General features: G+C 64.0%; 7 protein-coding genes. 6 read left to right on the top strand and 1 reads right to left on the bottom strand.

Features of this window, described 5'->3' with window-relative positions; all coding sequences use genetic code 11:
- Window positions 1-642: 642 nt before the first annotated feature.
- Complete coding sequence (locus ACRC0P_RS02020; protein WP_438628022.1) at window positions 643-840, bottom strand: hypothetical protein; 198 nt, start codon at window positions 838-840, stop codon at window positions 643-645.
- 160 nt (window positions 841-1,000) lie between these two features.
- Here ACRC0P_RS02020 and ACRC0P_RS02025 point away from each other — a divergent pair, with 160 nt between their 5' ends.
- The 6 genes from ACRC0P_RS02025 to ACRC0P_RS02050 all read left to right on the top strand — a co-directional run bounded on the left by ACRC0P_RS02025 (window position 1,001) and on the right by ACRC0P_RS02050 (window position 10,823).
- A complete protein-coding gene (locus tag ACRC0P_RS02025) occupies window positions 1,001-2,185 on the top strand; it encodes an HlyD family secretion protein (protein ID WP_438628024.1) in 1,185 nt (394 codons plus the stop codon).
- Window positions 2,186-4,903, top strand: a complete 2,718-nt coding sequence (locus ACRC0P_RS02030) for a cysteine peptidase family C39 domain-containing protein (RefSeq protein ID WP_438628026.1) — start codon at window positions 2,186-2,188, stop codon at window positions 4,901-4,903.
- On the top strand, window positions 4,893-7,019 hold the full coding sequence (locus ACRC0P_RS02035) for an ATP-binding cassette domain-containing protein (RefSeq protein WP_438628028.1): 2,127 nt from the start codon (window positions 4,893-4,895) through the stop codon (window positions 7,017-7,019). The genes ACRC0P_RS02030 and ACRC0P_RS02035 overlap by 11 nt, the downstream gene beginning before the upstream one ends.
- Window positions 7,020-7,083: 64 nt before the next feature.
- Window positions 7,084-7,317, top strand: coding sequence for a hypothetical protein (locus tag ACRC0P_RS02040; RefSeq protein ID WP_438628030.1), 234 nt, complete (start codon window positions 7,084-7,086; stop codon window positions 7,315-7,317).
- Between the two features lie 166 nt (window positions 7,318-7,483).
- A complete protein-coding gene (locus ACRC0P_RS02045) occupies window positions 7,484-8,185 on the top strand; it encodes a DUF4197 domain-containing protein (protein ID WP_438628032.1) in 702 nt (233 codons plus the stop codon).
- Window positions 8,186-9,038: 853 nt separating this feature from the next.
- Window positions 9,039-10,823, top strand: coding sequence for a PLP-dependent transferase (locus tag ACRC0P_RS02050; RefSeq protein ID WP_438628034.1), 1,785 nt, complete (start codon window positions 9,039-9,041; stop codon window positions 10,821-10,823).
- Window positions 10,824-10,915: the final 92 nt, after the last annotated feature.

The raw sequence follows: 10,915 nt of genomic DNA on the forward strand, positions 1-10,915 counted from the left end.
GCATAGTAAGGCCCTCTGGTTTTGTTGATTATTTTCTTGCTCGAAAACGATTTTACAAAACTTTAGGGCCTTTTTTAAGGCCTGGAGAAAATTTTTTCCTTATATTTCAATACCTTACCCGTTTATGGATGGGAACTAACTACTCACTCCCTGTAGGAGCCTGCTTGCAGGCGAATAGGAACGGAGCTCCGTAGCCGTTCGCCTGCAAGCAGGCTCCTACAAGGTGCTTTCCTTAAATCAATGCGAGTTCCCCATGGGGGAGTAGTTACAGCCAGATAAAGGAGAAACGCCATGAAAACCAAATCCCAGGTAAAAGCCGGCCCGGAACTGGACATCCACGACACCAACTGACCTCTCAAACTACAAACCAGATAATCAAACTACAAACCAGATAAAAGGAGAGATGCCATGAAAACCAAGTCCCAGGTGAAAGCAGGCCCGCGACTGCAGATCCAACCAAATTGACCTATCCAGCCGCAAACCAGATAAAAGGAGAAACGCTATGAAAACCAAATCCCAGGTAAAAGCCGGCCCGGATCTGGACATCCACGACACCGACTGACCTCTCAAACTACAAACCAGATAAAAGGAGAAACTCCATGAAAACCAAATCCCAGGTGAAAGCCGGACCGGAACTGAATGTCAATAATTGACTTCTCGAACCGCAAACCAGACAAAAGGAAAACCCCATGAAAGCCAAATCTCAAGTAAAAGCCGGACGTAGATTCCCACTCTCCCAATTCCCGCCGAAGCCATAATGGCAACTCTTTCTGCTTCTTGTAGGAGCGGCCGCTGGCCGCGATCGGTCTGGCTTACGTAGCACACATCGATCGCGGCCATGGGCCGCTCCTACAGATTCGTCCATCAGTGCCTTTTATTGCGAGGGCATTGGTAAAAAATCACCCTCTCACTTAAAATCCGGTCCTTTGCCGGTGCTACTTCCGGCGAATCGATAAAGAATAACAACACCGCTTCGCTACGGAACCCCAGTTGTACCCGGATGAGTACGCCCTTTCTACACACCACCCGCGCCCTTAAGGCCGACGGTACCCGATTACAGGCGGTGGCCGCTGCTATCGGCCTGCTGCTGTTCGCAGCCTGGGGACTGTGGTTTTTTACCGCGGGAATCACCGTCTATAAAGTCAGTAGCGAAGCCAGGCTGCAGCAGTTCGGCAATACCGTCCAGCTCAGCGCTCCGCAATCGGGGCGGGTAGTCGCGATACACCGGCAACTGGGCGATGCCGTGGCCGATGGCGATGCCCTGCTGCAGCTGGATACCTCGGCGCTGGACCTGGGCATCGCCGGCGAGAACCGAGTGGCCCGGAGCCTGGAACAGCAACTTGAATCCCTGCGCCGCGAACAGGAACTCGTGGACAACAATTTCCAGCGCGACAGCGTCGCACAGCGGGAGCAGCTCGCGCTGTTGCGCGAACGCCATGCGCTGCTGGAGAGCAACCTGGAAATCCAGGCGAATATCACCGCCCGCTACGAGAGCCTGGCGGCCAAACAGCAAGGGGCACAGCTCGATTACCTGACTGCCAAGCGCAGCCAGCAGCAGATGGCTGCGGATACCCTGGAAACAGAGGCGGAGCTGAAAGCGGCGGAGGAGCGGCTGGTGCAACTGGACGCGGACCATCGACAGTCCCGGGCGGAACTGGCCCGGCGCCTGGCGGCCACGGAACAGGAACTGGCGCAGGCGGACACACGGATGCGCCTGCAGGCGCTGACCGCGGACCAATACCATCTCCGCGCGCCCATCGGTGGCGTGGTGGCCTCCCTGGCGGATATTAACGTGGGTCAAATGCTCGAGGCCGGCGCAGTGGTCGCCAGTATCCAGGCGCCGGGAGAAATCCGCGTAAAGGCGCAGTTCGAGCCCACCGCGGCACTGGGGCATATCCGCCCGGGGCAGCGGGCCCGGGTGCGCCTGGACGGTTTCGCCTGGACCCGCTACGGCGAACTCTCCGCGCGGGTGGAGCGGGTGGCCGCGGCGGTGCAGGACGGCCGCGTGCTGGTGCAACTGGTGATCGACGGGGACGTCCCGCCCGGGCTGCCGGTACAACACCACCTGCCGGCGGCGGTGGAAATCGTCACCGCCCGCAAGGCCCCTTACCAATTGCTGTTGCAGCGGGCCGGGGAGTGGATGGCCGGCGAAGGCGGCAATCCACCGGCCGCCGGAGCGCTGTAGATGAGCAAACCCCGCCGGCTGGCGCCGGAGGTCATCCAGACTTCCAATATGGACTGCGGCCCCGCGGCCCTCAAATGCCTGCTGGAGGGCTTCGGCGTCAGCGCCCATTACGGCCGCCTGCGCGACGCCTGCCAGACGGATGTGGACGGCACCTCCATCGACACCCTGGAGGAAATCGCCGTGCAGCTGGGGCTGGACGCCGAACAGCTGGTGGTGCCCGCCGACCACCTGCTGCTCGACGATATCCACTACCTGCCCGCCCTGGTGGTGGTGCGCCTGCCCAACGGCAACACCCATTTCGTGGTGGCCTGGCGCCGCCACGGCAACCTGGTGCAGGTGATGGACCCGGCCAGCGGCAGGCGCTGGCTCGGCGCCCGCCGCTTCCTGAACGAACTCTACACCCACACCATGGAAGTGCCCGCCGCGGACTGGCGCGAGTGGGCCGGCGGCGAGGAATTTGTCACCCCGCTGCGCGAGCGGATGCGCAGGCTCAAAATCCCCCCGGACCTCGAAGGGGAACTGTGCCGCCGGGCCCTGGCCGACGAACACTGGCAGCCCCTGGCCTTCCTGGATGCCGCGGTGCGCATGCTCGCCTCCCTGACCGGCTCCGGCGCGCTGAAGCGCGGCCGGGAGGCGGGCCAACTGCTGGACGGCCTGGCGCGGCAGTTTGCCGAAGACAGCACCCACGCAGTTCAACTGGTGCCGGAAAACTACTGGTGCGTGCGCCCCCAGACACCCCCCGGCGAACAGGCGGCGGAAAACAGCGAGCCGGCCCTCGCCTTCCACGGCGCCGTGCTGGTGCGGGTCAAGGGCCACCTGGGCCGCGAACGGGCGCAGGCGGAATCCGAGGATTTGCGCAAAGCCCTGGACGAAAAGCCGCTGCGCCCGCTGCACCATCTTTGGCAACTGCTGCGCGACGACGGCCTGCTGGCCCCCGCGGTAGTGGCGCTGACCATGCTCGCCTCGGTTCTGGGGCTGATGGCGGAAGTGCTGCTGTTCCGCGGGCTGATCGATATCCACGGCGAACTGGCCACCGCTCCCCAGCGGCTGGCCGCTATCGGCTTGGCACTGGCCTTCACCCTCACCCTGCTGCTGGTGCAATATCCCGCGGCCAGGGTGCAACTGGTCCTGGGCAGGCACCTGGAGAGCCGCTTCCGCATGCGCCTGCTGGAAAAGCTGCCGCGGATACCCGACCACTTCTTCCACAGCCGCCCCGTCTCGGATACCGGCGAGCGCAGCCACCGGGTGTTCGCCCTGCGCGACCTGCCGGTGCTCGGCGGGAGCATATTGCACAAAACGTTCTCCCTGGCCGCCACCGCCGCCGGCATTATCTGGCTGGCCCCTTTCGCCGCGCCGCTGGTGCTGCTGATGACCGCGGTGCAGGTGGCGATTCCACTGGTGTTCCAACCCGCGCTCAGGGACCGGGACATGCGCGTGCAGACCCACGCCGGCGCCCTGGGCCGCTTCTATATGGATGCACTGCAGGGGATGGTGCCTATCCGCACCCACGGGGCGGAAACCGCCGTGCGGCGCGAGCACGAACAATTGCTCACCGAGTGGGCCCGGGCCGGCCGCTCCTTCCTGCGCTTCCAGCTCTCCGGCCAGGCGGTACAGCTGCTGGTGAACACCGTGCTTTCGGCAGTGCTGGTGCTGGGTTGTGTTTCCACCGGCGGCGCCGGGCCCTACCTGCTGCTGCTCGTCTACTGGATACTCGCCCTGCCGCCACTGGGCGAGGAGGTGGCGGCGCTGATGCGCGAGTACCCGCGGCAGCGCAACACCCTGCTGCGCGCGCTGGAACCGCTGCAGGCCGCCGGCGAAGAAGAACCGGAAGCGGTCAAGGGTGGCGGAGAGGGTACAGAAGAGGAGCGCTGGGATGGACCCGCGGAAATCCGCTTTCACAAGGCGAGCGCCCGCGCCGCTGGGCAACTGATCCTGCAGGATGTCGATCTGCATATCGCACCCGGGGAACACCTGGCCGTCGTCGGCGAGTCCGGTGCGGGCAAGTCCAGCCTGGTGGGCCTGCTGCTGGGCTGGCACCGGACGGCGGGCGGCCGCGTCCTGGTGAACGGCGGGGAGCTGCGGGGCGAACGGCTGGCGCAGTTTCGCCGGCACTGCGCCTGGGTTGACCCGGCGGTGCAACTGTGGAACCGCAGCCTGCTGGACAACCTCCGCTACGGTGGCGACGGCACCGCGCCCCTCTACCCGGTGTTGCGGCAGGCGGACCTGCTGGAGCTGGTGGCCAATCTCCCCGAAGGACTGCAGAGCGGCCTTGGCGAAAGCGGCGCGCTGGTCTCCGGCGGCGAGGGCCAGCGGGTGCGCCTGGGCCGCGCCCTGGGGAGGGAAAACCCCTGCTGCGCCATTCTCGACGAACCCTTCCGCGGCCTGGACCGCCACCAGCGCCGGCGCCTGCTGGGCAATGTGCGGCGCTTCTGGCGACACTCCACCCTGATCTGCATCACCCACGATATCGCCGAGACCCAGCACTTCTCCCGGGTATTGGTGGTCGCCGACGGCCGCATCGTCGAGGACGGCCCGCCGGCGGAGCTGGCCGCCCGGGAAGATTCCAGATACGCCCGCCTGCTGGCCGCGGAACAGCAGATGTGGCGCAGTTGCTGGGAGAGCGGAGACTGGCGGCAATTGCGTATGGAAAACGGCCGGCTGGAAGAGACGGCACCCGCGCCGGTTGCGCCCCGGGAGGAGATTCACCATGGCGACTGAATCCGGCGATACTCTGCGGCAGCTTTGCTGGCCGGAAGACCAGTTGGAGGCGGCCCTGCAGGCCCTGGCGCACAGGGCCGGGCTGGACAGCGGGGAAACCGCCCCGGAAGAGCCTGGCGGGAGCGTCCCGACTGCCGATATCGACAGCCGTATCCAGCAGGGCGCGCACCGTATCGGCCTGGAGGTGGAGGCGGTCAGCGCCGGCTACACCGAACTGTCGCAACTGCTGACCTCCGCGGCTCCCGCACTGGTGCGCCTGCGCTTTGCCGGGGAGGACCGCTTTCTGGCCCTTTGCGGCGGCGGGCACCGACGGCTGCGGCTGCTCACCCCGCAACTGGAAACCCGCCGGGTTTGCACCCGCGACGTGGTTGCGCAACTGACCGGCGATCTGGAGAAGCCCCAGCGCCAACGCATCCGGCAACTGCTGGAGAACGCCGGCATTGCCGAGGGACGCCGCGCCGGGGCCGCGCGGGCGCTGCTCGACGAGAGCCTGGCCCACGAATCCATCGGGGCCTGCTGGCTGTTGCGCCAGCCCCCCGGCTTGCCCCTCTGGCGACAGATGCGCCAAAAGGGACTGCACTGGAAACTGGCCGGGCTGATCGCCTCCCACGCCTGCCAGTACCTGCTGTTCCTGCTGGGCTGGTGGCTGATCGGCGTCGCGGTGCTGGCAGGCAGGGCGGACCCCGGCTGGTTTGCCGCCTGGGTGCTGTTGCTGTTCACCCAGATTCCCTTCGCCCTGCTCACCACCCGCCTGCAGGGCATCGTCTCGGTGGAGACCGGCACCTTGATCAAGAAGCGGCTGCTCGCCGCCGCCCTGCGCATGGCGCCGGGGAAAATCCGCCATATGGGCTCGGGGCAAATGCTGAGCCGGGTGTTCGACGCGGAGAATATAGAATCCGACGCGCTGCACGGGGGGTTCCTGATCCTGCTGGCGGTGGTGGAACTGGGCCTGATGGTACCGGTGCTCGCCCTCGCCGCCGGCGGCGCCTTCCACCTGGCGACCCTCGCGGTCTTTTTGCTGTTCGCCGTCGCGCTGTGCCGGCGGCAATTCCTGCTGCGCAGCCGCTGGACCGACCGCCGCCTGTCCCTGACCCACGGCCTGATCGAGAAGATGGTGGGCCACCGCACCCGCCTCGCCCAGCAGCCGCCGGCGGACTGGCACCGGGGCGAGGACCGCGAACTGGGCGGTTACCTGCAGAGCGCCATAGCGTCCGACGATGCCATGACCCGGCTGGTGGCGCTGCTGCCGCGCAGCTGGCTGGTGCTGGGTATCGCCGGCCTCATTCCCGCCTTCGCCGGCGGGGCGCAAGGCGGCGCCCTCGCCGCCAGCCTGGGCGGCATTCTGCTCGGCTACCGCGCGGTACTGAAGGGAATGCACGGCTTCACCAACGCCCTGAACGCGACGATCGCCTGGCGCAATATGCGCGAGCTGTTCGCGCTGGAGACGGCACACGCGAAAATGCCATCCTCCATTCCTCCCGGCCGACCGCCGGCGGAACGCGGGCAGCCGTTGCTGTATGCCCGGGGGCTGCGCTTCAAATACCCGAACAAGGAGCGGCCGGTCCTGCGCGACTGCGGCCTGAGCGTCGCCACCGGCGACCGCATACTGCTGCAGGGCACCTCCGGCTCCGGCAAATCCACCCTCGCCAACCTGATCACCGGCCTGCACACCCCGGACGACGGCCTGCTGCTGTTGCACGGTTACGACAGAAGCAGCCTGGGCGCGCACCAGTGGCGCAGGCTGGTGGCCTCGGCGCCGCAGTTCCACGAAAACCACGTGCTGGGTGAATCCTTTCTGTTCAACCTGCTGATGGGCGATTGCTGGCCGCCGCGCAATGAAAGCGTCCGGCGGGCCTACGTCATCTGCCGAGAGCTGGGCCTGGAGCCGCTGTTGCAAAAAATGCCCGCCGGCATGCTGCAGACCGTGGGCGAGATGGGCTGGCAGCTCTCCCACGGCGAACGCAGCCGCCTGTATATCGCCCGCGCGCTGCTACAAAACGCGGAGCTGGTGGTACTGGACGAAAGCTTCGCCGCGCTGGACCCGGAGAACCTGCGCCTGGCGGTGGACTGTGTAAAAAAACACGCGCGCACCTTGCTGGTGATCGCCCATCCCTGAGGCGCGGCTGCGAATCCGGCTTTTGCCGGGCAGTACGCGACCCAATTGCCGCTCGACTTTGGCTATGAACGACCACATCAATTACGAAAACATCCCCGACGCGCGGGACGGACTCACCCGGAAAGAGCGGGCGATACTATATTGCCTGCAACAAGCCCAAAAGGAATTAAAGGGGAGAAATGTCCCGACCATCATGCTGTACGGACGCGTGGTGGAACTGGTCGATATCAGCGAGGCCGAATTTCAGGAAATCCTTTCGCGATTCACCGGCCTGACAAAATTTTCCGGCGAATATTGACTTCCCCCTTCACCGATCAGGCTCCCACTCGGCTTTGGCTAGCCGGCAGTAAGCAGGTCACTGCCGGCACAAGCGACAGGGCACTGCCCTTGAACCGGGAATTCTGTCACTGACGCACCACTCGGCACGCGGTAGCATTACCGAACCGGAAACGAGGGAGATCATCGTGAAGCAATATTGGGTAGTGGCGGGGATAATAGTATTAGCGGGCTGCCAGAATATGGACGCCGTGTCCCCCTGGATCGATGTGGGCAATCAGGTGGCCAGAAACGCGGGCTATGATACCGATTCCAGGCTCGCCAGCGGTATCAAGGAAACCCTGCACACCAGCACCGACCGCGCCAGCAGCCGGCTGTCGCAGACGGGGGCCTTCCACCTGCAGCTCCCGGCAGCCGCCCGGCCCGTGGCCGACAGCCTGCGCCAGTTCGGGTTTGGCAGCTATGTGGACCAACTGGAAACCGCCATGAACCGCGGCGCGGAGCAGGCGGTGGCCGAAGCCGCACCGGTGTTCAAACAGGCGATTACCAATATGACGGTCAATGATGCCCTGGGCATTATCCGGGGCGGTGATACCGCCGCCACAAACTACTTCCGGGCCCAGACCGAAAGCGCGCTGCGCCGGCGTTACCAACCGATCGTGGAAAGCAACCTGCGCAAGACCGGTTTCTATGACCAGTACAAGAACATGCTTGCGGTCTACGAAAAATTGCCCATCGCCAACAAGCCCGGTATGGATCTGGAACGCCATGTGATCGACAGCAGTATGGCCACGCTTTTCAGCCGTATTGGCGAAGAGGAGGCATTGATCCGGAGAGACCCCGTTGCCCGGGGCAGCGTGCTGATCGGGCAGGTGTTTGGGACGAGATAGAAGGAGTAACTCAGGGTTCTCAATTCGCCTGGCAGACCGCTGGGCGGCACCCCGCCATCCTTGGCGGTCACAGCAGGCTCCTACAGGAGGACTCTGCTTGACGAATAAGCCGCTTCTCCTTGTAGGATGGGCAAAGCGCAGCGTGCCCATCTTCCGGCCCTTGATGGGCACGCTGCGCTTTGCCCATCCTACAAAAATTGCCCTGACCGCCCTTAGCTTAGCGCCATTCAACTCCCACCCCACAACGACAAAACGGCAGGGCCGCAGGCGCCCCAATACCTGGAGCGGCCGGACCAGCCGTTTTGCACAGCCGAAGGCTGCCCGAAGGGTGAGGGCCAGGGATGGCCCGAATGAAAAATGCCGGCAGCGAACAAGTCACTGCCGGCAAAAATGATGGTCCCAATTCCAACCATCAGACGGTTACAACAACACTATCAAGAGCGATGGAGCATCCGTGCCCCGGCCAGGCCCTTCCTCACACTGGGCAGACGTAGGCTCTGTGTATACCCAGCCCGACCTGGCAATCCAGCTAGCGCTGAATGACTTCCTACCGAGCCGTGCCTCCCTCGGCACGGCGTTAGGAACCGATGTTGAAGAGTGTCTTTCCTTAGACCGATTCCCCTGATAACAACCCGGTGAACCTCCGCTCCTCAACACTGGCGACTACTCTACGGATAAACCGATAACAGGTCGATCACACGCCATTACACGCCATTACAGGTTTGGTGGATTTTTGATCAAACCTGTAATTAGCTGCGGTCAATTGCGCAGCCAGAGGTGAGGGGGTGCACAAAAAGGTTTCAACTGTTACAGTTAAGAATATAACAATAAACAACCATTTTTGAGGACAAATATGGATAGTAATCTGCAAGACGCAAAAGTTCTCTCCCCCCGGCGCAATAGCAGTAACGCGACGACCACCGGGGAATTGGCCCACGAGCAGCTGCGCCATTTTTCCATCGATCCGGGCTCGGAGCACGGCCGCCTGTTACTTGACACCGCAGAACTGCTCTACCGCGCCCAGGGCAACCTGAGCGAATTGTGGGCCCGGAGCGCGGCCACATTGCAGAGGCTGGACCGCTCCGACAAAGTCGCCTGGTTCAACGCCAAACGCTTTATGAGCTTCCAACTGGCCAAGCTGCTGGATACCCTGCAAAACCCCCTGCGCGCCAGTTTCCAGAGTCTGCAGGGAAGCGGCGATTTCAATATCGCCACCCGCGGCGGCTACCCGCTGTTCGACAACATCCCGGCGATCTTCTCCGCCACTCCCGTGATCGCGCGCACCGCCACCTATATCTACGCCTGCACCGAGTGGGTGGACGACGCCTTCCGCGGCCGCGAGCCCAGCCACGATATCTACTCGCGCCTGCTCAACCCCACCTCCATCTCCCTGGCCAACGCCATTGTCGACCTGGAGTGCGGGCCCGAGTCGGGGGAGTACCTGGCGTGGAATTTCAACTCCGGCATGGCGGCGATCGACGCGCTGCTGGCCAACCAGCTCGCCCGCGGCGATATCCTGATTGTCTCGCGGCATATCTACGGTGGCGTGCACCAGTTGCTGGTGGATCACTACGCGCGCCGGGACAAAATGGCGATTGAGCTGGTGTGGTTCGACGGCACCGGCGCGGAGGAGTTCGAACAGTTGCTGCAGCATACGTTGAAATCCCGCGCCGAGGCGATCGGCGGCGGCGCGCGGGTGCATACCTACCTGGAATCTCCCTGCAATCCCCACGGCACCATGCTGGACGTACCGGGTATCTGCGCCGCCGCGCACCGACACGATATCCTGGTGAGCCTGGACTCCACACTGGCCACGCCTTTCCTGTACCGGCCGCTGCGCCGCGAAGACAAGGCGGAGCGGCCGGACTTCGTGGTGCACTCCTACACCAAGGATATCGGCGGCACCGGCGGCACCACCGCCGGGGTGGTGATCGGCGAGAACCACCGTATGTTTATCCCCAAGGGCGACAGTGCCAGGGGCGTAAGCTGGGACCGCAGCCTGTTCTGGGACGTCTACTACATCAAGGGCGCCTTCCTGGACGCGGACAAGGCCTGGGAGGTGCACAACGGCATGCGCACCCTGGAGATGCGCATGCTGAAGAAATGCATCAACACCCTCTGCCTCAGCCACTTCTTCGCCAGCCACCCGGAGATCCGCGTCAACAGCCACGCGCTGGAGAAACACGGCAACAGCGAGCTGCGCCTGCGGCTGCTGCACTACGGCCTGCCCACGCCGCTGTTCAGTATCGACATGGAGGCGGCCGGGATCCCCACCGAGGCCTTCAAGCACTTCTTCGACGCCCTGGAGCCGGCTTTCGGGCAGATGGTGAGCCTGGGCCAGACCAACACCATGGTGCTCTGTCCGGCGTTCACCTCCCACTCGGAACTGTCCCCGGAAGCGTTGCGCTCGGCGGATATCCACCCCACCACCATCCGCATCTCCGTGGGCGACGAGAATATGGCCCAACTGGCGGCACAGTTCATCTCCTGCGCGAAGCTGCATCTGGACCCGGTGCGCCCGGGATTCAGCGAGGGCTTTATGTCGCCGGATGAAGCGGACGGGATGTTTGCGCACTTCTATCTGGACAGCCACCGCAAGGTGGCAGAGGGGTTTCCGCGGATTGCGGATTACCTGTAGGAAAGCCGCGACAGCTCTCCCCCTGTAGGAGCGGTCCGGCCGGGAGCGGCCCATGGCCGCGATCGATCTCACTTCGTAGTGCAATCAGATCG

The sequence above is a fragment of the Microbulbifer sp. genome (assembly GCF_051659245.1).
Classification (GTDB): Bacteria; Pseudomonadota; Gammaproteobacteria; order Pseudomonadales; family Cellvibrionaceae; genus Microbulbifer.